The organism is Brucella grignonensis, from assembly GCF_002252505.1.
In the GTDB taxonomy this organism is placed as follows: Bacteria; Pseudomonadota; Alphaproteobacteria; order Rhizobiales; family Rhizobiaceae; genus Brucella; species Brucella grignonensis.
Genome location: NZ_NNRL01000153.1, coordinates 116,836 through 142,555 on the forward strand (window position 1 = coordinate 116,836; position 25,720 = coordinate 142,555).

Sequence of the window (25,720 nt, forward strand, 5' to 3'; positions counted from 1 at the left end):
TCACCTCGCATCAGCTACAATCCGCTTAACAATCGAAGCAAAGAATACCAACAAAAGGGGCGAGTTCAGCATGGGGTTCTACGATACGGTTTTCAGCGCCTTCGTCACCCTTCTCGTCACCATCGATCCGCCCGGCCTTGCGCCGCTGTTTCTCGCGCTGACACCGGGCATGAAACGCAACGACCGCAGTCAGGTGGCGCTTCGCGCCTCCATCATCGGTTTTATCGTGATGGCGCTCTTTGCCATTGCAGGCGCACAGATACTCGGCATGTTCGGCATTACTATCGGCGCGTTCCGCGTGGCCGGTGGCCTGTTGCTGTTCTGGATCGCATTTGAGATGATTTTCGAAAAGCGGACGGAGCGCAAGGAAAAGAGCGCCGAGGTGGCCATCACCAAGGACCATATCCGCAATATAGCCGCCTTCCCGCTCGCCATTCCGCTGATTGCCGGTCCGGGCGCAATTTCGGCTATCGTGCTGACTTCGGACTCATTCCATGGCATCGGGCCGCGTTTGGCCCTTCTTGGCGTAATTTTCGTCTGCCTGCTGATTACCTATCTCGTGCTGCTGCTGGCAGAGCGGGTCGACCGGTTTCTCGGCGAAACCGGCCGTTCCATCCTGACACGCCTTCTCGGCGTCATTCTGGCAGCGCTTGCGGTTCAATTCGTTGCCGATGGCATCAAGACACTTATCAGTGGTTAAGCAGACTTCTGCGCCTTCTTGCCGATCATCGCGTGACGAAGCTTGGATGAGAACCAGTCGATCACGGCAACAGCCACGAGGATCATCAGAATCAGGAATGAAACATCCTGAAGATTGAGAACCTTGATCTGTTCCGCCAGATGCGCGCCGATGCCACCTGCCCCGACAATACCGATGATCGTTGCCGAACGAGTGTTTGACTCGAAGAAGTAAAGCACCTGACTGCCGATCAGCGGCAGAACCTGTGGCAGTACGCCGAAGCGATAACCGTGCAGCTTGCCGCCACCCGACGAGACTACGCCTTCGACTGGCTTCTTATCGGCCCCTTCAATGGCTTCCGAGAACAGCTTGCCGAATGCGCCGAAATCCGAGCAGGCGATGGCGAGGATACCGGCGAAAGGTCCAAGCCCCACAACCGACACCCAGATCAGCGCCCAGATCAGCGTATCGACGCCGCGAATGGTATCGAGGAAACGGCGAATGCCGAAATGCAGGAAGACATTCGGAATGATGTTCTTCGCCGCCAGAAAACCGAATGGAAAAGCAAGGATCGCTGCCAGCAATGTGCCGAGATAGGCGATTGCCAGCGTTTCCATCATCGACCAGAGATAAAGGCTGAAACGACCACCGGACGATGGTGGCAGCATCATCAAGGCGAAATCGCCGAGGCGGCCGAGACCGTTCAGAATGCGCAGCAGCGAAAAATCGAGCCAATAGAAGGCGAACCAGACCGAAGCGATAAGCGCTACGGTTAAAATCGCCAGATTGCGCCAGGCACGCGCGTTTCCGAACAATTCGGCATGTTCTGCCCGAAGTTCCTTTTCGTGCGCATGCGCTTCGCGGGAGAGACTTTGTGCAATATCAGTCATAATTCTCTCCTCAACCAATACGGCCAAGCAATGCGTGACGCACGCGCTGGGTGACAAGATCGATCACAACGATCGTCACGATGATCAGAAGTAGAATGGCGCTGACATCGCTGTAATAGAACTGGCGGATGGAGGTGAGCAGTTCCTGCCCGATGCCGCCCGCCCCTACAAAACCCATGACGGAAGCACCGCGCACGTTGACTTCAAAACGCAGCAGGCCATAGGAAGCAAAATTTGCGGCCACTTGTGGCAGCACGGCAAAGCGGATGACCTGCAGGCCGGAACCGCCCGATGCGCGAATACCTTCTACCGGGCGCATATCGATATTCTCAACAACTTCGGAGAACAGCTTGCCCAGCGCACCAGTTGTATGGAGCATCAGCGCCAGCACACCGGCCATCGGCCCAAGACCGAAGGCGATAACGAACAGCAGCGCGAAGACGATTTCCGGAACCGTACGCAACAGCTCCAGCCCGCGACGAACGATGAAGCGAACCGTCGAATTGGGAGCCATGTTGGATGATGCTGCGAAGGAAGCCGCAAAAGCGACCACAGCACCGATCAACGTCGCCAGATAGGCGATCAACAGCGTCTCAAACAGCATCTTGAGCCAGCCGCCGAGGTTCCAGTACCAGGCAGCGAGGTCGCCCCAGAAATTGGCAATGGTCAAATCCGGCAGAATGCGACCGAGATAGCTTGTAAAGCGAAAGAGATTTTCGACCAGTGTGCCCGGCCGAACATCGGCAACGACGGAGGCAGCAATGGCGACAACGACAAGCGCGAGGAGCAGCGCGATACCGTAGAGACGCCGTTTGCCGACTTCTCTCCGATAATCGGCAAGCAGGCCTTTTGCTCCGTTGCCGTCGAGTGAGGATACCGTCATGCGAGATTCCTTTAATCAAGCATGATCTTGTCTGATCGGAGCAGGATCAGAAATCAGTCCAGTGGACTGATTTCCCTGCGTAGGCGGTTTCCGACTTTTCGGGATCATGCTCTAAAAAAATGCCCGAAGCTTTTGCGGCTTCGGGCACTTCAATTGTTCTGCGGATTAAGACTTGCGAGCCTTGTCGTTGAACTTGAGCATCTCGATGATCGGTTCGAAATCCTTAGCTTCGGTCGCCACGAATTCCTGATCCTTGCCGTCGGAAAGGGCGTCAAAGCCAGCCTTGTCCTTCTTCGGCATGTCGAGAAAAGCCTGCTTGATGTCGGCCTTCAGCTGGTCTGGCAGGGTGCTGAGAACAGCAAACGGACCTTCAGGAAGGAAGTCCGACTTGAAGATGACGCGGAAATCATCCTTCGTCATTGCCTTGCCGTTGGCATCCTTCAGAACGCCGCGGCTGACCATGCGGGTCAGGTTGGAGTCGGTTTCCGAGTTCCACGAGTTTGCAGCAGCGTCGGCGGTGCCCTGTGCGAGAGCGAGAACTGCATTTTCATGGCTGCCAGCAAAGAAGTTCTTACCGAAGAACGTATCGACGCTATAGCCTTCGCGGTTGAGGAAGAAGCGCGGCGCGTTGTTGCCCGACGTGGAGTTCGGATCAACGAGAGCAATGGTCTTGCCCTTCAGGTCATCCATTTTCTGGTACGGGCTGTCGGCGCGAACATAAACGACCGAATAATAGCCGTTGACTCCGGTGTTGTGACGCTGATTGACGAGTGGTGTGGTTTCAACGCCAGTCATGACGGCGCGGGCATAGGAAGCCGGGCCATAGAATGCGATCTGGATGTTGCCAGCGCGCTGACCTTCGATGACAGCGGCATAGTCATTGGCGACGCGCAGCGTAACCTTCGTGCCAAGCTCCTTACCGAGATAGGCAGCCAGAGGCGCATAACGGTCGGAAGTGGTCGAGGCGTTTTCAGCCGGGATAACGCCCAGAACGATTTCCGGATAATCCTTGCTCCAGTCTGCAGCCTGTGCAGTGGAAGCCATCATTGGCATGGTCAGCGTAGCGGTAAGCGCAGCAGCCGCCAGAAAGTTTCTACGGTTAAGCATAGGTATCTCCTGTTAATCCCTGATTTTGGAGCGTAATTTTTCCGGAGCGTTGTGTGCTCAGGCGGAAAGCTGGCGCAGAACGGCTTCAGCCGACTGCGGAACTGGCATTGGCATTGTTTCAGCCTGTTCATCGGCGTCGATGACGTCAGCGGCTTCCATGCCGTAAAGGTCACGTGATGCCATATCCGTCAGCATCGACGGTGTGCCGCGGAATACGATCTTGCCAGCCGACATGCCGACGAGGCGGTCGCAATAGCTGCGCGCAATATCGAGCGAGTGCAGATTGCAGAGAACCGTTATGCCATATTCACGATTGATGCGGCGCAAGGCGTCCATGACGCTGCGGGTGTTGCGTGGATCGAGCGATGCAATCGGCTCGTCGGCAAGAATAATGCGTGGCTGCTGCACGAGAGCACGGGCAATGGCCACACGCTGCTGCTGGCCACCCGAAAGTTCATCGGCGCGGTGCGCCGCAAGATGCGCAATATCGAACTGCTGCAAAGCGGAAAGAGCGATCAGGCGTTCTTCGTCGCTCCAGATACGCAGGAGCGACTTCGGCGTCGAAACATAGTTCAGGCGCCCCATCAGAACGTTGGTCAGAACATCAAGACGATCAACCAGATTGAAATGCTGGAAAATCATCGCGCATTGCGCGCGCCAGTCACGCAATCCCGAGCCCTTGAGCCCGGTAACATCACGACCGTCCCAGTGGATGGTCCCTTCTGAAGGCTCAACGAGGCGATTGATCATACGCAGAAGCGTCGACTTGCCAGCGCCCGAGCGCCCGATAATACCCACAAACGTGCCCGGCTCGATTTCGAGATCAACGCCCGAAACCGCCACCTTGTCATTATAGCGGCGCGTTATGTTGTTCAGTTGAAGCATGAATTCGTCTCCATTCATGCTCACTCTGAATTGCTTCCATGACACTGCAATGAAAGCATAATGACGTTTGTGTAAATTTACACGTCACTATAAGAAATCTAATCAAGCGATTGTTTTAACGCTAATTTCCTGCAAATGTCGCAAGAAGGTCTTTGTGGATACGCTGACTTCGCCGGAATTGTCTATTGTGACAACATCTCCGGCATCGTCATCGAAGCTCACTTCACGCGCAAGCCGCGCGGTGATTTCTTCCCGGCTTTCACGACCACGCGATGCAAGTCGTTCTGCCAGAACGTCCGGCTGGGCCGTTATCACGACCACAGAACGCGATTTGTAGAGCCTGCGAATATCACCCAGAACCCTACGCGAGACATTGGCGATCACCACCGTACCGTCGGCGATTTCATCATCAAGCGATTTCGGCAATCCATAGCTCAGGCCATGCGCCTGCCAGTGCAGCGCGAAGGCTCCCTCGCCTGCAGCTTTTTCAAAAGATGCTTCATCCAGACTGTCATGATCTTCCGTGCCCGGCATTTGCGGGCGGGTGATGATGCGGCGCACAAAATGAAAACGCGTGTCGCCCGCAAGAGCCACACGCGCTGCATCCATGATCGTATCCTTGCCGGCCCCGCTGGGGCCGACGACGGCGACGAAACAGCCTTTCGGCATATCGGATTGCATCTGCATCAAAGCACCCGTTCGCCTTCGCGCCAGACAGTGCGCACAACCGGAATTGCACCTTTGGGGCGCACGCGAACGAGATCGGCGCGCTTTCCGATAGCGATTTCGCCGCGATCATCCATAGCCATGGCATCAGCCGGGTTCTTAGTTACGAGGCGGACAGCCTGTGGCAGCGCAATCGCGCGTTCGCCCGAAGCAAGGCCGAAAGCCGACTGAATAAGGCTGAACGGAATATAATCCGAAGACAGGATGTCGAGGCTGCCATTATCGACGAGATCGCGTGCGGCGATATTGCCGGAATGCGAACCACCGCGAACGATGTTCGGCGCGCCCATCAGAATGGAAAGGCCCGCACCTTTGGAAGCATTGGCCGCTTCCATCGTAGTCGGAAACTCGGCAATCCGCACGCCATGGTCGAGCGATTCATCGACATGCGCACTGGTCGCATCGTCATGGCTGGCCAGAACGACGCCGCGCGTCACAGCCATCTCGGCAATGGCGCGGCGATGTTTGGCCGAATAGGCGTCCGAATCCGCCATGCGCTTCTCACAATGCACCCGGAACTCCTCATCCGTGAGCTTCATCTTACGCATGTAATAAGTGCGATAGGTCTCAAGATCAACGAATTGACGCTGTCCCGGCGCATGATCCATCAGCGAAGCGAGTTTGACGCGATCGTCGCCTGCGAAAAGCTCGAATGTCTCAAGACAATCCGCAGAGGACACTTCGCAGCGCAGATGCAGAAAATGATCTGCTCGCAGGCGATTTTCGCGAACACCGCTTTCAATGGCATCCGCAAGCATCCGCATATCCTTACCAACGAAGTCGCGGTCATAGTCGGAGCCGACACGCATCGCATCGAAAACCGTCGTGATGCCCGATGCTGCTACCTGCGCATCATGCGCCTGAACTGCGGCATCGACATTCCAGCGCACTTTCGGACGCGGCGCATAATGGTTTTCCAGCTGGTCGGTGTGCAACTCGATCAGACCCGGAATGACATAGTCGCCGTCCATGTCATCGCCACCATTGGCATAGCCCTGATCGATGGCTGCAATTTTGCCGTCACGGATCAGGATAGAACCGGAAACAATCTCGTCAGCGAGCACGATCTGCGCATTTTTCAGAACGATTTCATTAGCCATGGGATAGCTCTTTCATCACCGCATTCGTGTTAGCGGCAGTTTCATATTTCGAGAGGAAAGCTTCGATATCGAGCGCGCGGAAATCATCGAGCGCTTCACGCAGACGATCGTGGCTCCAGTCCCACCAGGCCAGCAGACCCAGACGATTGCCGGTCGCGGCATCGAAACGTTCGCGAATGAGACGCGCAGGCACACCGCCCACAATCGTATAGGGTGCAACGTCCTTGCTCACCACTGCTCCGGCCCCGACAACCGCACCATTGCCAACCGTCACCCCCGGCAAAATGGTGGAGCCATGGCCAAGCCATGTGTCGTGACCGATTTTCACAGCATTGCCGCGACGCCACTCAAAAAACTCCGTCTCATCCTTTTCCTCCGGCCAGTAATCACCGGCGCGGTAGGTGAAATGATGCAGCGTCGGACGCCATGTCGGATGGTTGGTGGCGTTGATGCGCACATGGCTGGCGATATTGGAAAACTTGCCGATTTCCGCACACCAGATTTCGCAATCGACACCGAGATAGGAATAGTCATCGAGCACAGTTTCCGAAACGCGGCTGCGCTCGCCTATCTCTGTGTAGCGACCGAGTGTACAACCGCTGACGATGGCGGTTTCATGCACCAGCGGTTCTACCGATAGCTTGGTCATGCGGCGGCCCTCGGAGAGAAAGCTGTCACATCGATAATCCGGTCCGCAACCTCCGTACGCACATCTTCATCGTGGAAGATGCCTAGCATGGCGACGCCCTGCTCCTTCTTGGCCTTGATGAGATCAACCACGACCGCACGGTTCTTCGCATCGAGTGAGGCGGTCGGCTCATCGAGCAGCAACACCGGATGATCCGTGATGAAACCGCGCGCGATGTTCACGCGCTGCTGTTCGCCGCCGGAGAAGGTTGCAGGCGGCAAGGCCCACAGCCGTTCCGGCAAGTTGAGCTGTGACAGAAGCTCGCGAGCGCGGTTCAGCGCCACTTCGCGATCGACGCCACGCGCAACCAGAGGCTCGGCAACCACATCGATTGCCGCGACGCGCGGCAATGTGCGCAGAAACTGGCTGACATAGCCAATCGTATCGCGCCGAACGGCCAGCACTTCGCGCGGATCGGCTGTTGCCAGATCCACCATCCGGTCTTCGTGACGAATGAGGATCGAACCTGCATTCACAGCGTAATTGCCATAGACCATCTTGAGAATGGAGCTTTTACCGGCACCGGAAGGTCCGCCAAGCACGGCGCATTCGCCTGCTTCCAGATTGAAGTCCACGTTACTTACGACTGGCAACTGAATGCCACCTTGCAAGTGCATCGTGAACGTCTTCGCCAGACCCGACACCGCCAGCGGAGAGGATGTTCTAACTTGTGTCATTTCTCACCTCACGCATGAAGTTTCGCTAATTTACGAACAACACGCTGCAAACATCTGTTTTAATTTACTAAACCTGCAAAATAGACGACACGAGCAGTTGCGTATATGGCGCCTGCGGGTCATCCAGAACGCGGTCGGTCAGGCCCTGTTCGACAATATGGCCGTCTTTCATGACCATGATGCGATGGGACAGAAGCCGGGCTACGGCAAGATCGTGAGTAACGATGATCACCGACAGACCAAGATCGCTGACGAGGCCGCGCAACAGATCGAGAAGACGTGCCTGCACGGACACGTCGAGACCGCCGGTCGGTTCATCCATGAAAACAAGTCGCGGAGCAGTCACCAGATTGCGGGCAATCTGCAAGCGCTGGCGCATGCCGCCAGAGAAGGCGCGCGGCTGATCGTCGATACGGTCGGAAGCGATTTCGACACGTCCCAGCCATTCCGTGGCCGTCGAGCGGATATTGCCGTAATGGCGTTCACCGACTGCCATCAGGCGTTCGCCGACATTGGCACCAGCCGAAACCGTCATACGCAATCCGTCTGCCGGGTTCTGATGCACAAAACCCCAGTCGGTCCGCATCAGGAAACGGCGTTCCGCTTCGCCAATCTTGTAGAGATCGCGGAATTCACCGTCACGCATCCGGTATTCGACGGTGCCGGAAGTCGGCTCCAGACGGGTTGCCAGACTGTTCAGGAGCGTCGTCTTGCCCGAACCGGATTCGCCGACGATGGCCAGCACTTCGCCCGGCCACAGATTGAAGGAAATGTCCGCGCAGCCTCGGCGATTGCCGTAAAATTTCGATAGGCTGTTTACTCTCAGCAGGGGTTCGCTGTTCATTTTACGGTCTCCTTGGCCGCAGCCTCCTTGTTTGCAGCCAGATGACCGAAATGGCCGTTGGCCTGACGGTCTTCGCAAAAATCAGTGTCGGAGCAGACGAACATCGAGCCGCCGCGATCATCGAGCACGACCTCATCCAGATAGACGCCCTTCGCGCCACACAGCGCACAGGGTTCCTTGAACTTCTGCACTTCGAACGGATGATCCTCGAAATCGAGGCTGACCACCTGCGTATAGGGCGGGACGGCATAGATGCGCTTTTCGCGACCGGCACCGAACAGCTGCAATGCCGGAGACATATGCATTTTCGGATTGTCGAATTTCGGCGTCGGCGAAGGCGCCATCACATAGCGGCCTTCGATCATCACCGGATAATCGTAGGTCTTGGCGATATGACCGTGACGCGCAATGTCCTCGTAAAGCTTCACATGCATGAGGCCATATTCGGCAAGCGCGTGCATCTTGCGGGTTTCGGTTTCGCGTGGCTCCAGAAAACGCAGCGGTTCCGGGATCGGCACCTGATAGACAATCACCTGCCCCTCGGTCAGTGGATATTCCGGGATACGGTGGCGGGTCTGGATGATGGTCGCCTCGCCCGTATGGGTTGTTACAGCGACATCGGCAGTCTTCTGGAAGAAGGCGCGGATGGAAACGGCATTGGTCGTGTCATCGGCACCCTGATCGATGACCTTCAGCACGTCATCCGGCCCCAGAATGGCAGCCGTCACCTGCACGCCGCCGGTGCCCCATCCATAAGGCATCGGCATTTCACGGCTGGCAAAAGGCACCTGATAGCCCGGTATTGCGATGGCCTTCAGGATGGCGCGGCGGATCATCCGCTTGGTCTGTTCGTCCAGATAGGCGAAGTTATAATTGGCCAGATCGCTCATTCTGCGGCCTCCTTCGTTACGCCTTCAGTCTCATTGTGCGCTTGGTCATATTCCGCACGCATGCGGCGGATGAGATCGAGTTCTGCCTGGAAATCCACGTAGTGCGGCAGTTTCAGATGCTCGACGAAACCCGTCGCCTGCACATTGTCGGAATGCGAGATGACGAATTCCTCGTCCTCGGCAGGTGCCGTTACATCCGCATCGAATTCCCGCACGCGCAGTGCACGGTCGCAGAGCGACATGGACATGGCCTTGCGTTCGCTCTGGCCGAACACCAAACCGTAACCGCGCGTGAATTGCGGCGGCTGCTTGGCCGATCCCTTGAACTGGTTGACCATCTGGCATTCGGTCAGTTGCACGCGACCGAGCGAGACGGCAAAACCAAGTTCGGGCACGTCGAACTCGACATCCACTTCGCCAATGCGGATTTCGCCGACGAAAGGATGGTTGTTGCCATAGCCGCGCTGGGTGGAATAGCCGAGCGCCAGCAGGAAGCCTTCATCACCGCGCGCCAATGCCTGAAGGCGTAAGTCGCGCTCCATCGGGAATGTCCACGGTTCGCGGGTCAGGTCGCCCGGTTCGTGACCTTCCGGCAGGGAACCATCATCCTCAATCATGCCGACCGCGCCAAGAATATCGGTTACACGCGGCGTTTCTTCCTTCACGGCTTCCCGCATTTCGGGTTCCGGAACGGCAACATCACCGGCCAGATCTGGGTCGAGCAGACGATGCGTGTAATCAAAGGTCGGTCCGAGCAACTGACCACCCGGTAAATCCTTGTAGGTCGCAGAAATGCGGCGTTCGATCAGCATTTCAGCGGTTTCCATCGGCCGTGAATAGCCAAAACGCGGCAAGGTGGTGCGGTAGGCGCGCACCAGAAAGATCGCTTCGATCAGATCGCCGCGTGACTGGCGCACAGCAAGTGCCGCCAGTTCGCGATCATAGAGCGAACCTTCGGCCATGACGCGATCAACCGCCAGCGCCAGCTGTTCGGCAATCTGATCGAGACGCAGTGCCGGAACCGAACGGTCGCCGCGACGACGATCATCGAGAAGACGGTGGGCATTATGGATGGCCGTTTCGCCACCCTTTACGGCAACATACATTTTCAGCCCTCCAGAGCAGAAACGCGGGTTGTGCGGGGAAGCGCTGCAACAGCGCCGTCGCAGACCAGAACAAGATCAATGCCGAGCGGGTATTGTGCGCCGTTCTCACGCCATTGCTGGATGAAATCCTGCGGCAGGCCATCAACCTGAAGTGCACGTTCGCCATCAATACCGGGGCCTTTCAGCACAAAGCCCTGTCCGCTTGTCAGCGACGCAACAGCGAGAACAACGGTTGTCGAACGGTCGGGAAATTCGGCATCACCCTGCGAAAACCCTGCCAGAGACGGCAGCAGCGAAACATTGCTGGCCAGAGCGAATTGTGCGGCATTCGCACTTTCGACACGCGGTGCGCCCGTGTGGAAAGTAAGCCAGGCGGTTGCGCTTTCATCAGCTGCTATCGCTGCATCGCACCAGACAGTTGCATCGTGATCGAGCAGGGTTGCTGCAATAACGCCCAGTTCAGGCGTCAGCGGTTGCGGTGGTGCGGCTGTGTGCGCCAATGGATAAATGCGACCGGGATTAGCCATGGCGTGCATGACGGCATGAAAAACCGACTGCGCATTCGTCACCGGATCGGCAAAGCCACCCTCAAACGCGGAGGAAGTGCTGTTTTCGAGAGAAAAAGGAAGCATCAATTGTCTCCCCGGACCATTGTGAAGAAATCGACCTTAGTAGCGGCGGCTTCGCCGCGCAGCTTGACGTCGGCATCGTCCAGCCGCTTGCGCAAGACATTCAGCACTTGTGCCTCCACGGCATCGCGATGGCCTTCATCGAGCCACAATGCATCAAAGACAGCGGCAAGCCGCGCCTTTTCCTGATCGCGACCGAGCGCATAAGAGTGACCGACAGAACCGTCGGAGAGCCGCACCGTAGCGCGCGTCACCGTTGCCTCGCCGACATTGAAGGGTGCGCCGCCGCCGCCAATGCGGCCACGCAGCATTACGAGACCGGTTTCCGGTCCGCGCAGAACTTCAAATTCCGGCTTGTTGGACCATGCCTGCCAGAAAGCTTGCAGCTCTTCGCCGCTTGCACGTGCAAGAACTGCCATGCTTGCCTGCCGTGCGGCTTGAACTGAATCTGGCACTGCATCCGGCACCGTTCCGCTTTCAGTGGCGGAACCGGCTCCGCCTCCCTTCGCACTTTGCTCCGTACCGTACATGAGCTTCCCTGCCCTGTTAGTTCCAGAGCGCGCTTTGACCTGATTGCATCAGATCGTCGCTCTGGAGTTTGTTTTGAGGCGCATCTTGTCCGAAAACCGTTTCATGTTTTTCGGGATGCACTCCCGTTGACTTGCTCTCTCAAATTGTCTAGTTATATAGATAACTATACAATACCAGAATGATTACACCCTGCCAATGACAGGACGATGACAGTTGATGACAAAGACCAGACGAATTGAGAGAAACAGCGGCGTGGCCATCTGGCGGCAGATTGCCGACGAGATACGCGGTGAGATCAGGGCTGGCAGGCTTCAGTCGGGTGCGCGTATGCCCGCCGAGATGGAACTTGCCGACAGGTTTGGAGTCAATCGCCATACGGTGCGCAGCGCCATTGCCGCGCTGACGCAGGAAGGCGTGCTGCGTGCCGAGCAAGGGCGCGGCACCTTCGTTGCCAATGCAAAGCGCCTCACCTACCAGATCGGACGTCGCACCCGCATTTCGCAATCGCTGGCTTCGCAGGTGCGCGACATGAAGGGCGCGCTGCTCGCTTCCGGCACAGCGCCTGCCTCTCCGGATATAGCCGAGGCGCTAGAGATCGAGCCTGGTTCACCGGTCCTGCGGCTGGAAACCTTGCACAGCGCCGACGGACGTCCCGTGTCGCGCGCAACGCTCTGGATCAGTGCCGAACAATTTCCGGAAATTGCCGAGGATTATGCGGAAAGCGGTTCCATCACCGTGGCTTTCCGAAAAGCAGGAGTTGCCGACTACTTCCGTAAATCGACAATCATATCCGCCCGCCATGCGGATTCGGATGATCTGAAACATTTGAAGCTTTCGCCCGGCGCTATTGTACTAACGGCCAAGGCAATCAATGTGAACACCGATGGAGTGCCGATCCAGTATTCGCTGACACGGTTTTCTGCAGATAATATGGAGTTTTCTATCGACACGTATCCCGGTGATCCACAAATGAACGACATGAACTGAATCATGCTGGTGCCAACCACGTATGGTGCTTTCAATGCAGACAGGGAATCCCGATGAACATTACCATTTTTCATAATCCAAAATGCGGCACCTCGCGCAATACGCTGGCAATGATCCGCGCCAGTGGCGAAGAGCCCGTCATCATCGAATATGTGCAGAATCCACCCACGCGGGAACGTCTGGTTGGCCTGCTGACGGCAATGAACTTGACACCACGCGAACTGCTGCGTGAGAAGGGTACACCCTATGCCGAACTCGGGCTGTCCGATCCGAAATGGACTGATGACGAGCTGATCGATTTCATGATGGCTCATCCGATTCTGATCAACCGGCCCATCGTCGAAACGCCACGCGGCACCAGGCTTTGCCGTCCCTCTGAGCTGGTTCTGCTGCTTCTGGAAAACCCGGTCGCATCATTCACCAAAGAAGACGGCGAGCAGGTTAAATCTGAGGGCAAATCACGCTGACGAGCTCGCGATCAGACATTATTTTTCCTAGAGAATCGGAAGTATGATCCAATATAAAAGGCGCTGTAAAACAGCGCCTTATCGTACTTTACTTATAAATTGGATTATATCGTTCTCAGAACGGAATTTCGTCGTCCAGATCGCGCGAGAAGCCACCGCTGTTGCCACCCTGATTGGATGGACCGGACGAGCCGAAATCACCGCCGCCACCGGAATAATCAGACATCTGGTTACGGTTGCCGCCACCGCCGCCGAACGAACGACCTTCACCGCCGCCTTCACCACGGCTATCGAGCATCTGCAGTTCACCACGGAACTTCTGCAGGACGATTTCGGTGCTGTAACGGTCATTGCCGTTCTGATCCTGCCATTTGCGGGTCTGGAGTGCGCCTTCGATGTAAACCTTGGCACCCTTCTTCAGATATTGTTCCGCGACCTTGGCAAGGTTTTCATTGAAAATGACAACGCTGTGCCATTCGGTGCGATCTTTGCGCTCGCCGGTCTGACGATCACGCCAGCTCTCCGATGTCGCAATGCGCAGATTAGCAATCTGATCACCAGAATTGAGGCGACGGATTTCTGGATCAGCACCAAGGTTGCCGACCAGAATGACTTTATTGACGCTACCAGCCATCGAAAACTTACTCCGGATCTCTCGCATACACATGTTAAGCGGACTTTTGCCCTGCCAAACGGTGCTTGCTCCTAAAGAATGGCCAATCACCTGAATGTATTGACCTGAAATTCGGCTACCACCTTACAGCAGCAGCCATCGCTGCGCTCACCTCAGCGCCGCGAATTCAACCAATGTCCACAGAAGTTATGTTCTTGTTTTGTTCAAATTACAAGTACATACATCACTTTCCATGCATTTTTCACATGTTGGAGGCCTTAACTGGCAAAGTCTCAACTAAACATCCAAGGAAAAGCCCTGCCGCTCACTGTTTCTTTGGCGCGCAGGGCTTGGGGTTGAGCAAAGCTCTTATATCGACAGTACTTCGCCGATAAATCTAATCGGAAATCTGAAGTATGAGACCAGATTGCCGCGCATTTTTTAAATTTTCTGCAATCACTCGTTTCAATCAAAAAAGCGTCATTCCTTGCAAATGAAGCAATTATGACCGCAAGCAATTGTGCTTCCATCAAGGTGAAAGCTATGCAACGTCGTCAGGTGGACTCATGCTCCTTTACCTCCTGGTTCGTTCACCCAACTGGCGGGACCTCTTGCCGATATCGTTTCATCCCTTTCCGATATCTCTCCGCAACCAGTGAGTATGGGTAGTGTGCTCCTGTCAGGAGTGACAGTCAACGCTCTTGCGTTCACATTTCGTATCGCCTATCAGAAGGCTGGTTGTTCGATCTTTGTTCTGGTGCTAAATGTCCAGATGACGATTGAGCAGCCCCCTTCTTCTTGGAAGGGTTCATCCCCATATTGTGGAGCGGCGCGACGTGAGTTTTTTCGGCGCCTGAAGACTCCATAACATGACGAAACAGGCAGGACGCGGAATGAGCGATCAGAAATTCATTTCCATACGTGGCGCGCGTGAACACAATCTGAAAAATGTCGATCTTGATCTGCCGCGCGACAAGCTGATCGTGATGACAGGTCTTTCGGGCTCAGGAAAATCCTCACTCGCTTTCGATACGATTTATGCGGAAGGTCAGCGGCGTTATGTCGAAAGCCTTTCGGCTTATGCGCGCCAGTTCCTCGAAATGATGCAAAAGCCGGATGTGGACCAGATCGACGGTCTGTCTCCTGCCATTTCCATTGAACAGAAGACCACAAGCCGCAATCCGCGTTCGACCGTCGGAACCGTCACCGAAATCTACGACTATATGCGCCTGCTCTTCGCGCGCGTGGGTGTGCCCTATTCACCGGCGACCGGCCTTCCCATTGAAAGCCAGACCGTCAGCCAGATGGTTGACCGCATCTTGATGCTTGAGGAAGGCACCCGTCTTTATATTCTGGCCCCGATCGTGCGTGGCCGTAAGGGCGAATATAAAAAGGAACTGGCAGAACTTCAGAAGAAGGGTTTCCAGCGCGTCAAGGTCGATGGCACTTTTTACGAAATCGCTGACGTTCCAGCGCTCGACAAGAAATACAAGCACGATATCGATGTGGTTGTGGATCGTGTCGTGGTGCGCGCTGATCTTTCGACTCGTCTTGCCGATAGTCTTGAAACCTGCCTCAAACTGGCAGAAGGTCTTGCCATAGCGGAATTTGCCGACAAGCCACTGCTGGCCGAAGATACATCGGCGGGCGGCGGAGCGAATAAATCTGCAAATGAAACGCATGAACGCGTTATGTTTTCGGAAAAATTCGCCTGTCCGGTTTCAGGCTTCACGATTCCTGAAATCGAACCGCGCCTTTTCTCGTTCAACAATCCCTTTGGTGCCTGCCCCACCTGTGATGGCCTTGGCACACAACAGGCAATTGATCCGAATCTGATCATTCCCGATGAATCTGTACCGCTGAAAGATGGCGCAGTTGCACCGTGGGCGCGCTCTTCATCGCCTTATTACAATCAGACGCTTGAAGCGCTTGGTAAAGCCTATGGTTTCAAAGTCAGCGCTCGTTGGGCGGACCTGCCAGATGAAGCGCAGGACGCGATACTTCATGGCACGAAGGGACGCGAAATCACCTTCAACTATGATGATGGTTTGCGCTCCTATCAGACTACGAAGGCTTTTGAAGGCGTCATTCCCAATCTGGAACGCCGCTGGAAAGAAACCGATTCTGCCTGGTCGCGTGAGGAAATCGAACGTTTCATGTCCTCGACGCCCTGCCCGGCCTGTAGCGGATATCGTTTGAAGCCAGAATCCTTAGCCGTAAAGATCGGCATGAAGCATATTGGTGAAATCACCAGCATGTCGATCCGCAATGCTGACGCATGGTTCCGCGATGTGGATGGCAGCTTCAACGATAAGCAGCGTGAAATTGCAGCACGTATTCTCAAGGAAATCCGTGAACGTCTGGAATTTCTCAATGACGTCGGCCTTGATTATCTCACGCTTGCGCGTAACTCCGGTACGCTATCAGGCGGCGAAAGCCAGCGCATCCGTTTGGCTTCGCAAATCGGGTCCGGCCTTACGGGTGTGCTTTATGTTCTTGATGAGCCGTCCATCGGCCTGCATCAACGCGACAATGCCCGCCTTCTCGACACGCTTCGTCATCTGCGCGATCTTGGCAATACCGTTATCGTTGTTGAACATGACGAAGATGCAATTCTGACAGCCGACTATGTGGTCGATATCGGCCCTGCTGCCGGTGTTCATGGTGGCAAGATCATCGCCCAGGGTTCGCCCGATGATGTCATGTCCAATGCTGACTCGCTTACTGGCAAATATTTGTCGGGTGCACTTGAGGTCGCCGTTCCGGCGGAACGCCGCGAAATCTCCAAGGCAAAGCGCATCAAGGTCGTCGGTGCGCGTGGCAATAACCTGAAAAATGTCTCCGCAGATATTCCACTGGGAACATTTACAGCTGTCACAGGTGTTTCTGGCGGCGGTAAGTCCACCTTCCTGATCGAAACCCTGTTCAAGGCTGCATCGCGCCGCATCATGGGCTCGCGCGAACATCCGGCAGAACATGATCGCATTGAGGGGCTCGAATTCCTCGACAAGGTCATCGATATCGACCAGTCGCCGATTGGCCGCACGCCACGATCCAATCCTGCCACCTATACAGGCGCATTCACACCAATCCGTGACTGGTTCGCTGGCTTGCCGGAAGCAAAGGCGCGCGGCTATCAGCCGGGCCGCTTTTCATTCAACGTGAAAGGTGGGCGCTGCGAAGCTTGTCAGGGCGACGGTGTCATCAAGATTGAAATGCACTTTTTGCCCGATGTCTATGTCACTTGCGACGTATGCCACGGCAAGCGCTACAATCGTGAAACGCTTGAAGTGCACTTCAAAGGCAAATCAATTGCCGACGTGCTCGACATGACCGTTGAAGAAGGTGCTGAATTCTTCACCGCTGTTCCGGCTGTTCGGGACAAGCTTGAAACACTCGTCAAGGTTGGCCTCGGCTATATCAAGGTTGGTCAACAGGCAACGACACTTTCCGGCGGTGAAGCGCAGCGTGTGAAACTTGCCAAGGAATTATCGCGCCGCGCAACCGGACGCACACTCTACATTCTTGATGAACCAACCACCGGCCTGCATTTCCACGATGTGGCAAAGCTTCTTGAAGTGCTGCATGAGCTGGTCGAACAGGGCAATACGGTCGTCGTCATCGAGCATAATCTCGAAGTCATCAAGACCGCTGATTGGGTGATCGACCTCGGTCCAGAAGGCGGCGATGGTGGCGGTGAAATCGTCGCTGTAGGCCGTCCGGAGGAGATCGTGAAGGAGAAGCGCTCCTATACCGGTCAGTTCCTAAAAGACCTGCTTGAACGTCGCCCTAAGCGCAAAGCTGAAGCTGCGGAGTAAGTATAAAAAGCCGGGTTCAGAACCCGGCTTTTTTATTGCTCGGTGAAGCCGACAACCGGACCATATCCACCATGCCATGAGATATCGTTTCTTCCCATGGCAGGATTATAGATCCCGGCACCGCCGCCCCCATCAAGAAACAATGCGTTGGGGCATTTAAGCCCGTCACGAAATAACGTGGCGAAATCATAGAAATTCACCGCATCTTCGCTGATGGCAAAGCGGATGGATTGATCCGCGCAGACGCCAACCCCGCTTCGACGGGTCCGGTCAGTCGATCCCTTGATCAGAATCGGATTGAGCTTATTCTGAATGACCAGCATCGGCCCGGATTGCGTGGCAAAATGCGCCTGCGGCCTGCGCTTCAAGAACCTGTCGGTTGCAACAATACCGGCGCTGTCATCCCCGAAATAGAAAACGCCATTGGGTTTCTTGTAAAAATTTGGAACCGGACCAGAAGAACGCGTAGGCGCTTTGGTGTCGGCCGGAACCAGTTCTTGCCCATTCTCGACATAAAGCCCCATGGGCGTGAAATCGACCTGATACATTCCCGCATTCAAGGCAAATGATAACATCTTGCCTTCCTGCGTCATCGCATCTGCCACTTTTGAGAAATTGCGATATGGTTCACCGTCTACTCCCTTCCAGAACAAACGTAAGTTCTCCTTCTGCTTCACAGTGCAGACAATGAACTTCGTATCCTGAAAGAGTTGCGGCTCGCAGATATCAGCCTGAGCGGATTGCACGCCGAAAAATAGGGCTGCGATAGCGAAAGCTGAGAACGTAGTACCCGGTTTGTAAAAGCGCATCACACCCCCTCCCATCGCTTCAAATTGCAGTCATACCCAATAAAGACGCCAGAAATGAAAAAAGCCCGGCTGAACCGGGCCTTCTCGCAAAACTGATCGCGATCATATCGCATCAGTTTATAGGATTAGCCGTTAACTGCGTCCTTGAGGCCCTTGCCAGCCGAGAACTTCGGCACGTTACGGGCCGGAATGGCAACTTCCATGCCAGTCGACGGGTTACGGCCAGTCGAGGCTGCGCGATGCGAAACGGAGAAAACGCCGAAGCCTGGCAGGCGAACTTCTTCACCAGCCTTGAGTGCACCGGTGACAGCTGCGAGTACAGCGTCAACAGCAGTTCCTGCGTCGGCCTTTGTCAAACCGCCCTTTTCCGCTACAGCGGCGACCAATTCGTTCTTGTTCATAGGCATTTCCTTTCTTTATCTACCGGAACGATTAACGCGACCGGATTGCGTGCAGTTTATTCAAATCGGTTGACAAACCAAGCCTGTCAACATGAAAAAACCCCGGAAAACCGGGGTTAAACACAGAAATGCCGGGCATTTAGCCCGGCACTGTTATCTTATTAGCCACTAGCAATGATCAATGAGCTGTCGAAACGCCTGCTTCATCCTCTGCCGGAGCGGTCGAAACAGGAGTCGCAGGCTCTGTCCATTCGATTGGTTCCAGCTTGCGAAGAAGTGCATGTTCAAGAACTTCACCGACACGCGACACAGGAACGATCTCAAGATTGTTCTTCACATTGTCCGGAATATCCGCCAGATCCTTGGCGTTTTCTTCCGGGATCAGAACCTTCTTGATGCCGCCACGCAATGCAGCAAGCAGCTTTTCCTTGAGACCACCGATAGGCAGCACGCGTCCACGCAACGTCACTTCACCAGTCATTGCAATGTCCTTGCGGACCGGAACACCGGTCAGAACAGAGACAATTGCCGTAACCATGGCGATACCAGCCGATGGACCGTCCTTTGGCGTTGCACCTTCCGGTACGTGAACGTGGATGTCGCGCTTGTCGAACAACGGAGGCTCGATGCCGAAATCAACCGCACGCGAGCGGACATAAGATGCCGCCGCAGAAATCGATTCCTTCATCACATCACGGAGGTTACCCGTGACAGTCATGCGGCCTTTACCCGGCATCATGACACCTTCAATGGTCAACAGCTCGCCGCCAACTTCTGTCCAGGCAAGTCCGGTAACGACACCAACCTGATCTTCACCATCAATCTGACCGTAACGGAAGCGCTCGACACCGAGATAATCGGAGAGGTTCTTGTCGGTGATTTTCACCGACTTCTTCTTCGATTTCAAAATCTCAGTCACGGCTTTACGGGCCAGAGTCATCATTTCACGTTCAAGGCTACGCACACCGGCTTCACGTGTGTAAAGACGGATTATATTGCGCAGCGCATCGTCCGTGACCGAAAACTCCTTCGGCTGCAAAGCATGATCCTTGATTGCCTTCGGCAGCAGGTGCCGCTTGGCAATCTCGAGCTTTTCATCTTCGGTGTAACCGGCAATACGGATGACTTCCATACGATCCAGCAATGGACCAGGAATGTTCAGCGTATTGGCAGTCGTCACGAACATGACGTTCGACAGATCATATTCAACCTCAAGGTAATGATCCATGAAGGTTGAGTTCTGTTCCGGGTCCAGCACCTCGAGCATAGCCGACGACGGATCGCCACGGAAATCCTGGCCCATCTTGTCGATTTCATCGAGCAGGAAGAGCGGATTGGACTTCTTCGCCTTCTTCATCGACTGGATGACTTTGCCGGGCATCGAGCCGATATAAGTGCGGCGGTGACCGCGGATTTCGGCCTCGTCACGCACGCCGCCCAGCGACATACGGACATATTCACGACCGGTAGCCTTGGCAATCGAACGGGCAAGCGAAGTCTTACCAACGCCGGGAGGTCCAACGAGGCAAAGGATCGGGCCTTTGATCTTGGTCGAGCGAGCCTGCACTGCGAGATACTCAACAATGCGCTCCTTAACCTTCTCAAGGCCGAAATGCTCGTCATCGAGCACTTCCTCGGCAAAGTTCAGATCCTGCTTGACCTTGGACTTCTTGCCCCAAGGAATGGACAGCAGCCAGTCAAGATAGTTGCGGACCACCGTTGCTTCGGCAGACATCGGGCTCATGCTGCGCAGCTTCTTCAGCTCAGCCTGTGCCTTTTCGCGGGCTTCCTTGGAAAGCTTGGTCTTATTGATGCGTTCTTCGAGCTCAGCCGCTTCATCACGGCCGTCCTCGCCATCACCGAGCTCCTTCTGGATCGCCTTCATCTGCTCGTTAAGGTAATATTCGCGCTGTGTCTTTTCCATCTGACGCTTGACGCGGCCACGGATGCGCTTCTCAACCTGAAGAACCGAAATCTCGGCTTCCATGAACGAAAGTGCCTTTTCCAAGCGCTCGCGCACCGAAAGAATCGACAGCATTTCCTGCTTTTCAGGAATCTTGATCGCAAGATGCGAGGCAACCGTATCGGCAAGCTTGGAATAGTCGTCGATCTGGCTGGCAGCACCAACCACTTCCGGCGAAATCTTCTTGTTCAGCTTGACGTAGTTTTCGAAGTCGGAAACCACCGAACGAGCCAGAGCCTCAACTTCGACAGCATCTTCTTCCGGTTCCGGCAGAGCCGTTGCATGAGCTTCGTGATAATCCTCACGATCAGTAAACTTGGAAACCTTGGCGCGTGCGGTGCCTTCGACGAGAACCTTAACGGTACCGTCTGGCAGCTTCAGAAGCTGCAGCACATTGGCAATCGTGCCAATTTCGTAGATTGCATCCGGTGCCGGATCGTCGTCAGCCGCATTCTTCTGCGTTGCGAGCAGAATCTGCTTGTCGACACCCATCACTTCTTCAAGTGCTTTGATCGACTTTTCACGTCCAACAAACAGCGGAACGATCATATGGGGGAAGACTACGATATCACGCAACGGCAGAACGGCATACAGCCCGTCTTCGCCGCCCGCACCAGAACCACCCAGAGGCGTCTTCTGTTCAATACCCGTCATTATTCAGTCCTTTCTCAGGTCATTCGACCCGATTGCCACGGGCTGTGGCCCCTTTCATTATGAGGCAGTCCACAACCAGTGCGTCGGTCCATAATTGGAGTGTCGAACTCCTAAATTCAAGCTGCATTCAGGGCAGCATTCATAGAATCGTCATCCATCCTGCGCCGTCACTGAAATTTGTACAATAACAACTGCGCGATGTATCCAGCCTGCGCCAACACATAGACAAGAAAAAGGCCGCTTGCGCGGCCTTTTCTCAGAAAATCCAGCAATCGTCAGGCCGACGCATTGCCTTTTTCGTCCTGACGCTCGGCGTAAATATAGAGTGGACGTGCGCTGCCATCCACAACATCGCCGGAGATGACCACTTCCTGCACGCCTTCCAGCGTCGGAAGTTCGAACATCGTATCGAGCAGAATCTTTTCCATGATCGAACGCAGACCACGTGCACCCGTCTTGCGCTCCACGGCCTTGTTGGCAATCGCCCGCAAGGCATCGTCGTGGAAGCTCAGCTCGACATTTTCCATGTCGAACAGACGCTGATACTGCTTCACAAGCGCATTCTTGGGCTCAGTCAGGATCTGCACCAATGCGTCAACATCGAGATCTTCGAGTGTTGCAATCACTGGCAGACGACCAACGAATTCCGGAATAAGACCGAATTTCAGAAGATCTTCAGGCTCCAGTTCCTTGAACACATCGCCGATGCGACGATCATCTACCGACTTGACGGTTGCACTGAAGCCAATCGACGTCTTTTCACCGCGAGCAGAGATGATCTTGTCGAGACCGGCAAAAGCACCACCACAGATGAACAGAATATTTGTCGTATCCACCTGCAGGAACTCCTGCTGCGGATGCTTGCGACCACCCTGCGGCGGCACGGACGCGACAGTACCTTCCATGATCTTCAGAAGCGCCTGCTGAACGCCTTCGCCCGATACGTCACGGGTAATCGATGGATTGTCCGATTTGCGGCTGATCTTGTCGACTTCATCGATATAGACGATGCCGCGCTGTGCACGTTCAACGTTGTAATCGGCCGACTGAAGCAGCTTCAGAATAATATTTTCGACGTCTTCACCGACATAGCCGGCTTCGGTCAGCGTCGTGGCATCAGCCATGGTGAATGGAACATCAATAATGCGTGCGAGTGTCTGGGCAAGATAGGTCTTGCCGCAACCCGTAGGGCCAACCAACAGAATGTTGGACTTTGCCAGTTCGATGTCGCTGCTCTTCGTCTGATGCGCGAGACGCTTGTAGTGATTGTGTACGGCTACAGCGAGAACGCGCTTGGCGCCCTTCTGGCCGATGACATAATCGTCAAGAACGTCCATAATTTCCTGCGGCGTAGGTACACCTTCGCGCGACTTCACCATCGAGGTTTTGTTTTCCTCGCGGATGATGTCCATGCAAAGTTCGACGCACTCGTCGCAGATAAATACGGTCGGGCCTGCAATCAGCTTACGAACTTCATGCTGGCTTTTGCCACAGAACGAGCAATAAAGCGTATTCTTTGAATCGCCGCCGCTGTTGCTGACTTTGCTCATTGCAGTTTCCTTTCAATTGACCGAATTGAACGCCATTCCGAGACGCGCCCACTTCAATCGTTTCTTCCGGTTCGGATCCAATTGAGGGAACAATACACCGCCGCCTCAATGGTCGTATTAGCAGTCAAAACGCACTGCTTACATTCTCTGGATTCCAGTCACCGCAGGCTTCCCGACCGAAGAAGCCTGTTTTGGCGACTTTTGCAGAACCTTAGGCGGGGAACAATTGAAAAATCGCTATTCCCGCCAGTTTCTGCACAATCTGAACGATTTTAGCGCCCTGAACCCCAACAGATGCTTAACGCCACTCGTTAACCTTCAGGTACGAACAACAAATAAGCCGCTTTTGTGGCAAAGAGCACCAAAATACGGAGAGGCAGTTAAACTGCCTCCCCCAAATCACTTGGCTTCTTCAGTACCTGTCTCGCGCGATTCGATCACCTTATCGATCAAACCGAACTCGAGAGCTTCCTGCGCAGTCATGAAGTGATCACGATCAAGTGTGCGTTCGATGGTCTCGTAATCGCGACCGGTGTGCTTGACGTAAACTTCATTGAGACGGCGCTTCATCTTGATGATGTCCTGCGCATGACGTTCAATGTCCGACGCCTGCCCCTGGAAGCCGCCTGAAGGCTGGTGAACCATGATACGGGCATTTGGCAGCGCAAAACGCTGACCGGTTGCGCCAGCGGTCAACAACAGCGACCCCATGGATGCAGCCTGCCCCATGCAGAGCGTGGAAACGGGCGGCTTGATGAACTGCATCGTGTCATAGATCGCCATACCGGAGGTCACAACGCCACCGGGTGAATTGATGTACATGTTGATCTCTTTCTTCGGGTTTTCCGATTCAAGAAAGAGAAGCTGCGCGCAAATCAGCATGGACATGCCATCTTCGACGGGACCGTTGACGAAAATGATACGTTCTTTCAGCAAGCGCGAGAAGATATCATAGGCCCGCTCACCACGGTTGGTCTGCTCGACCACCATCGGCACGAGGTTCATGACGGTTTCAATGGGATCTCTCATAATGGGCCTCTGCATATTTATGACGAATATGAATCGTATGGGTGTTCCATACATAGGGCTTTGCAGCCCTGTTCCGCAAGATGTCGATCAATCCCAGTCGGAATCATCAATGACAGGCTTAATGCCACGTTTCTCATCCAGCATTTTACGCGATGTTTCAGTCAGGCGGGCGCGGATGCGAACCGACCCATCCTCAAGATCTTCGCGCTTTACGTCGCTGCCGTGCTGGTAGATCCAGTCAAGGATGTGCATCTCAAACGGAGACAACACGACGTCGACCGAACCAAGTGCCCCTGCAATGCGGGTCTCGATAAGCGAAAGCAACCTGTCAACGCCTTCACCCGTCCAGGCTGAAAGCGGAATCGGACGGCCTTCGTCGCTACCTGCAGCTGCAAGACGAGATGCTGCCTCGCGTCCTGCTTCATCCAGGTTATCGATCTTGTTCCAAATCTGGATCACGCGTTTGTGGTCATGCGGCTCAACGCCAAGACCTGCAAGAATGTTCTCTACATCCTCTGCCTGTGCAGCATTGTCCGGATCGGAAATATCGCGCACGTGCAAGATCAAATCAGCCTCAACCACCTCTTCAAGCGTCGCGCGAAACGCCGCTACCAGATGGTGTGGGAGGTTCGAGATGAAGCCCACGGTATCGGACAGGATGACCGTTTCGCCATGCGGAAGACGAATACGGCGAAGCGTCGGATCCAGTGTCGCGAAAAGCATATCCTCGGCCAGAACGTCAGCACCAGTCATGCGGTTGAACAGTGTCGATTTGCCCGCATTTGTATAACCGACGAGCGCGACAACGGGATGCGGCACCTTACGGCGCTTCTGACGATGCAGCGTACGGGTGCGAACAACGGTTTCAAGCTCGCGCTTGATCTTCAAAATCTTGTCTTGAAGCATCCGTCTGTCGGCTTCGATCTGCGTTTCACCCGGGCCGCCAAGGAATCCACCACCACCGCGCTGACGCTCAAGGTGGGTCCAGCTTCTGACAAGACGCCCCTTCTGATAGTTCAGATGTGCAAGCTCAACCTGCAGCGCACCTTCCTTGGTACGTGCTCGTTCACCAAAAATTTCGAGAATGAGGCCCGTGCGGTCAATGACCTTGACGTTCCATTCCTTCTCCAGATTGCGTTGCTGCACAGGCGTCAGTGAATGATCGACAATGACAAGTCCGATTGACTTGTCTTCGAGAATTTCAGCAATCGCCTCTACCTTACCGGTTCCGAGCAGAGTCGCTGGACGCGGTGTGTTGACGATTACATTTTCGGCATGAGCAATTTCGAGATTGATCGCACGCGCGAGCCCGACGGCTTCCTCCAGTCGCGCTTCATTGGAGCGCTGGAACTGGGGCCTTTCGCCTTCTTCACTGGCAGTGCTTGTATTGTGCCGTTCTGGCAATATAGGGACGATAACCGCTGCTCTGGTGGGTTCTGGCTCAGACAGGCCAAACCCCTTGTTTTCATCGGCAGGCGATATGTTCTTATCCTTGAATTTCGACAAATAAATTTACTCCGGGATACGGAAACGAACTACCCACGCAGATAGGTCTCCGCACAAGCGGTTTCAAACATTAGAGCGCCGTGCGTCCCAACGGGCGCACAAAGGTCGCTCTAACAGTTTAAGTTTACTGAATAATTCAATCTTAAATCGATCCCGATTTAAGAAATTATGCAGTCGACGCCCCGGCTAATCAAATCACAATCCGAACGCCAGATCTGGCCGGACTGGAATCGAAAAAACTGGAGCGGAGTGACAGCTTTGCGAAATCACTACGCTCCAGCAAAAACT

General features: G+C 54.8%; 24 protein-coding genes. 4 read left to right on the top strand and 20 right to left on the bottom strand.

The annotated features are described in order from the left end of the window. The first annotated feature begins 70 nt into the window (after positions 1 to 70). Positions 71 to 700, top strand: coding sequence for a MarC family protein (locus tag CEV33_RS06335; RefSeq protein WP_094539639.1), 630 nt, complete (start codon positions 71 to 73; stop codon positions 698 to 700). On the opposite strand, the gene phnE (CEV33_RS06340) is transcribed toward CEV33_RS06335, so the two are convergent. The 13 genes from phnE (CEV33_RS06340) to phnG all read right to left on the bottom strand — a co-directional run bounded on the left by phnE (CEV33_RS06340) (position 697) and on the right by phnG (position 11,634). Then, positions 697 to 1,569, bottom strand: a complete 873-nt coding sequence (gene phnE / locus CEV33_RS06340) for a phosphonate ABC transporter, permease protein PhnE (RefSeq protein ID WP_094539640.1) — start codon at positions 1,567 to 1,569, stop codon at positions 697 to 699. The two genes, CEV33_RS06335 and phnE (CEV33_RS06340), sit on opposite strands and share 4 nt — an antisense overlap. Before the next feature lie 10 nt (positions 1,570 to 1,579). Next, positions 1,580 to 2,452 carry a phosphonate ABC transporter, permease protein PhnE gene (gene phnE / locus CEV33_RS06345; protein ID WP_094539641.1) on the bottom strand — a complete coding sequence of 291 codons (873 nt, stop codon included), beginning with the start codon at positions 2,450 to 2,452 and terminating at the stop codon, positions 1,580 to 1,582. A 165-nt stretch (positions 2,453 to 2,617) separates the two neighbouring features. Next, on the bottom strand, positions 2,618 to 3,559 hold the full coding sequence (gene phnD, locus CEV33_RS06350; protein WP_094539642.1) for a phosphonate ABC transporter substrate-binding protein: 942 nt from the start codon (positions 3,557 to 3,559) through the stop codon (positions 2,618 to 2,620). 57 nt (positions 3,560 to 3,616) lie between these two features. Then, positions 3,617 to 4,444, bottom strand: coding sequence for a phosphonate ABC transporter ATP-binding protein (gene phnC / locus CEV33_RS06355; RefSeq protein WP_012092077.1), 828 nt, complete (start codon positions 4,442 to 4,444; stop codon positions 3,617 to 3,619). A 102-nt stretch (positions 4,445 to 4,546) separates the two neighbouring features. Next, positions 4,547 to 5,125, bottom strand: coding sequence for a phosphonate metabolism protein/1,5-bisphosphokinase (PRPP-forming) PhnN (gene phnN, locus CEV33_RS06360; protein ID WP_094539700.1), 579 nt, complete (start codon positions 5,123 to 5,125; stop codon positions 4,547 to 4,549). Between the two features lie 5 nt (positions 5,126 to 5,130). Continuing rightward, positions 5,131 to 6,270, bottom strand: a complete 1,140-nt coding sequence (locus CEV33_RS06365; RefSeq protein WP_094539643.1) for an alpha-D-ribose 1-methylphosphonate 5-triphosphate diphosphatase — start codon at positions 6,268 to 6,270, stop codon at positions 5,131 to 5,133. After that, positions 6,263 to 6,919, bottom strand: coding sequence for a DapH/DapD/GlmU-related protein (locus tag CEV33_RS06370; protein WP_094539644.1), 657 nt, complete (start codon positions 6,917 to 6,919; stop codon positions 6,263 to 6,265). Before CEV33_RS06370 ends, CEV33_RS06365 begins: the two co-directional genes overlap by 8 nt. Then, positions 6,916 to 7,635, bottom strand: a complete 720-nt coding sequence (gene phnL, locus CEV33_RS06375) for a phosphonate C-P lyase system protein PhnL (RefSeq protein WP_094539645.1) — start codon at positions 7,633 to 7,635, stop codon at positions 6,916 to 6,918. The genes CEV33_RS06370 and phnL overlap by 4 nt, the downstream gene beginning before the upstream one ends. 67 nt (positions 7,636 to 7,702) lie before the next feature. Next, positions 7,703 to 8,479: a phosphonate C-P lyase system protein PhnK gene (gene phnK / locus CEV33_RS06380; protein WP_010660129.1), complete on the bottom strand. Its 777-nt coding sequence runs from the start codon at positions 8,477 to 8,479 to the stop codon at positions 7,703 to 7,705. Beyond that, positions 8,476 to 9,369 (bottom strand): alpha-D-ribose 1-methylphosphonate 5-phosphate C-P-lyase PhnJ, encoded by an 894-nt coding sequence (locus tag CEV33_RS06385; RefSeq protein WP_012092082.1) that lies wholly within the window; start codon positions 9,367 to 9,369, stop codon positions 8,476 to 8,478. The genes phnK and CEV33_RS06385 overlap by 4 nt, the downstream gene beginning before the upstream one ends. Further along, on the bottom strand, positions 9,366 to 10,475 hold the full coding sequence (locus CEV33_RS06390) for a carbon-phosphorus lyase complex subunit PhnI (RefSeq protein WP_010660131.1): 1,110 nt from the start codon (positions 10,473 to 10,475) through the stop codon (positions 9,366 to 9,368). The genes CEV33_RS06385 and CEV33_RS06390 overlap by 4 nt, the downstream gene beginning before the upstream one ends. Positions 10,476 to 10,477: 2 nt before the next feature. Further along, positions 10,478 to 11,107, bottom strand: coding sequence for a phosphonate C-P lyase system protein PhnH (phnH, locus tag CEV33_RS06395; RefSeq protein ID WP_094539646.1), 630 nt, complete (start codon positions 11,105 to 11,107; stop codon positions 10,478 to 10,480). Further along, the gene (gene phnG, locus CEV33_RS06400) at positions 11,107 to 11,634 is read right to left on the bottom strand and encodes a phosphonate C-P lyase system protein PhnG (protein WP_080641751.1); all 528 of its coding nucleotides are present in this window, start codon (positions 11,632 to 11,634) and stop codon (positions 11,107 to 11,109) included. Before phnG ends, phnH begins: the two co-directional genes overlap by 1 nt. Before the next feature lie 214 nt (positions 11,635 to 11,848). Here phnG and phnF point away from each other — a divergent pair, with 214 nt between their 5' ends. Further along, positions 11,849 to 12,622: a phosphonate metabolism transcriptional regulator PhnF gene (phnF, locus tag CEV33_RS06405; protein WP_167388134.1), complete on the top strand. Its 774-nt coding sequence runs from the start codon at positions 11,849 to 11,851 to the stop codon at positions 12,620 to 12,622. Positions 12,623 to 12,675: 53 nt separating this feature from the next. After that, the gene (arsC, locus tag CEV33_RS06410; RefSeq protein WP_094539647.1) at positions 12,676 to 13,089 is read left to right on the top strand and encodes an arsenate reductase (glutaredoxin); all 414 of its coding nucleotides are present in this window, start codon (positions 12,676 to 12,678) and stop codon (positions 13,087 to 13,089) included. A 115-nt stretch (positions 13,090 to 13,204) separates the two neighbouring features. Here the strand turns inward: arsC and ssb are convergent, their stop codons facing one another. Further along, a complete protein-coding gene (gene ssb / locus CEV33_RS06415; protein ID WP_094539648.1) occupies positions 13,205 to 13,723 on the bottom strand; it encodes a single-stranded DNA-binding protein in 519 nt (172 codons plus the stop codon). An 872-nt stretch (positions 13,724 to 14,595) separates the two neighbouring features. On the opposite strand from ssb, the gene uvrA reads away from it, so the two are divergent. Then, positions 14,596 to 17,520: an excinuclease ABC subunit UvrA gene (gene uvrA / locus CEV33_RS06425; protein WP_094539701.1), complete on the top strand. Its 2,925-nt coding sequence runs from the start codon at positions 14,596 to 14,598 to the stop codon at positions 17,518 to 17,520. A gap of 32 nt (positions 17,521 to 17,552) precedes the next feature. Here uvrA and CEV33_RS06430 read toward each other — a convergent pair whose 3' ends face one another. The 6 genes from CEV33_RS06430 to hflX form a co-directional block, all read right to left on the bottom strand. After that, positions 17,553 to 18,329 carry a phosphodiester glycosidase family protein gene (locus CEV33_RS06430; RefSeq protein ID WP_094539650.1) on the bottom strand — a complete coding sequence of 259 codons (777 nt, stop codon included), beginning with the start codon at positions 18,327 to 18,329 and terminating at the stop codon, positions 17,553 to 17,555. 125 nt (positions 18,330 to 18,454) lie between these two features. Continuing rightward, positions 18,455 to 18,730: an HU family DNA-binding protein gene (locus CEV33_RS06435; RefSeq protein ID WP_007875106.1), complete on the bottom strand. Its 276-nt coding sequence runs from the start codon at positions 18,728 to 18,730 to the stop codon at positions 18,455 to 18,457. Between the two features lie 178 nt (positions 18,731 to 18,908). After that, on the bottom strand, positions 18,909 to 21,347 hold the full coding sequence (lon, locus tag CEV33_RS06440; RefSeq protein ID WP_094539651.1) for an endopeptidase La: 2,439 nt from the start codon (positions 21,345 to 21,347) through the stop codon (positions 18,909 to 18,911). Positions 21,348 to 21,622: 275 nt separating this feature from the next. Then, positions 21,623 to 22,897 (bottom strand): ATP-dependent Clp protease ATP-binding subunit ClpX, encoded by a 1,275-nt coding sequence (gene clpX, locus CEV33_RS06445; protein ID WP_024897131.1) that lies wholly within the window; start codon positions 22,895 to 22,897, stop codon positions 21,623 to 21,625. Positions 22,898 to 23,296: 399 nt separating this feature from the next. Beyond that, complete coding sequence (gene clpP, locus CEV33_RS06450; protein ID WP_094539652.1) at positions 23,297 to 23,926, bottom strand: ATP-dependent Clp endopeptidase proteolytic subunit ClpP; 630 nt, start codon at positions 23,924 to 23,926, stop codon at positions 23,297 to 23,299. A gap of 87 nt (positions 23,927 to 24,013) precedes the next feature. Then, the gene (hflX, locus tag CEV33_RS06455; RefSeq protein WP_094539653.1) at positions 24,014 to 25,432 is read right to left on the bottom strand and encodes a GTPase HflX; all 1,419 of its coding nucleotides are present in this window, start codon (positions 25,430 to 25,432) and stop codon (positions 24,014 to 24,016) included. Positions 25,433 to 25,720 lie beyond the last annotated feature (288 nt).

Bases quoted from the DNA above. Each gene is read 5' to 3' on its own strand.
- CEV33_RS06435 (WP_007875106.1), bottom strand. From the start codon at position 18,730: ATGAACAAGAACGAATTGGTCGCCGCTGTAGCGGAAAAGGGCGGTTTG.
- phnE (WP_094539641.1), bottom strand. From the start codon at position 2,452: ATGACGGTATCCTCACTCGACGGCAACGGAGCAAAAGGCCTGCTTGCC.
- phnC (WP_012092077.1), bottom strand. From the start codon at position 4,444: ATGCTTCAACTGAACAACATAACGCGCCGCTATAATGACAAGGTGGCG.
- clpX (WP_024897131.1), bottom strand. From the start codon at position 22,897: ATGAGCAAAGTCAGCAACAGCGGCGGCGATTCAAAGAATACGCTTTAT.
- CEV33_RS06365 (WP_094539643.1), bottom strand. From the start codon at position 6,270: ATGGCTAATGAAATCGTTCTGAAAAATGCGCAGATCGTGCTCGCTGAC.
- phnG (WP_080641751.1), bottom strand. From the start codon at position 11,634: ATGTACGGTACGGAGCAAAGTGCGAAGGGAGGCGGAGCCGGTTCCGCC.
- phnE (WP_094539640.1), bottom strand. From the start codon at position 1,569: ATGACTGATATTGCACAAAGTCTCTCCCGCGAAGCGCATGCGCACGAA.
- phnN (WP_094539700.1), bottom strand. From the start codon at position 5,125: ATGCAATCCGATATGCCGAAAGGCTGTTTCGTCGCCGTCGTCGGCCCC.
- CEV33_RS06335 (WP_094539639.1), top strand. From the start codon at position 71: ATGGGGTTCTACGATACGGTTTTCAGCGCCTTCGTCACCCTTCTCGTC.
- uvrA (WP_094539701.1), top strand. From the start codon at position 14,596: ATGAGCGATCAGAAATTCATTTCCATACGTGGCGCGCGTGAACACAAT.
- phnK (WP_010660129.1), bottom strand. From the start codon at position 8,479: ATGAACAGCGAACCCCTGCTGAGAGTAAACAGCCTATCGAAATTTTAC.
- CEV33_RS06370 (WP_094539644.1), bottom strand. From the start codon at position 6,919: ATGACCAAGCTATCGGTAGAACCGCTGGTGCATGAAACCGCCATCGTC.
- phnH (WP_094539646.1), bottom strand. From the start codon at position 11,107: ATGCTTCCTTTTTCTCTCGAAAACAGCACTTCCTCCGCGTTTGAGGGT.
- lon (WP_094539651.1), bottom strand. From the start codon at position 21,347: ATGACGGGTATTGAACAGAAGACGCCTCTGGGTGGTTCTGGTGCGGGC.
- ssb (WP_094539648.1), bottom strand. From the start codon at position 13,723: ATGGCTGGTAGCGTCAATAAAGTCATTCTGGTCGGCAACCTTGGTGCT.
- CEV33_RS06390 (WP_010660131.1), bottom strand. From the start codon at position 10,475: ATGTATGTTGCCGTAAAGGGTGGCGAAACGGCCATCCATAATGCCCAC.
- CEV33_RS06385 (WP_012092082.1), bottom strand. From the start codon at position 9,369: ATGAGCGATCTGGCCAATTATAACTTCGCCTATCTGGACGAACAGACC.
- arsC (WP_094539647.1), top strand. From the start codon at position 12,676: ATGAACATTACCATTTTTCATAATCCAAAATGCGGCACCTCGCGCAAT.
- CEV33_RS06430 (WP_094539650.1), bottom strand. From the start codon at position 18,329: ATGCGCTTTTACAAACCGGGTACTACGTTCTCAGCTTTCGCTATCGCA.
- phnD (WP_094539642.1), bottom strand. From the start codon at position 3,559: ATGCTTAACCGTAGAAACTTTCTGGCGGCTGCTGCGCTTACCGCTACG.
- clpP (WP_094539652.1), bottom strand. From the start codon at position 23,926: ATGAGAGATCCCATTGAAACCGTCATGAACCTCGTGCCGATGGTGGTC.
- phnL (WP_094539645.1), bottom strand. From the start codon at position 7,635: ATGACACAAGTTAGAACATCCTCTCCGCTGGCGGTGTCGGGTCTGGCG.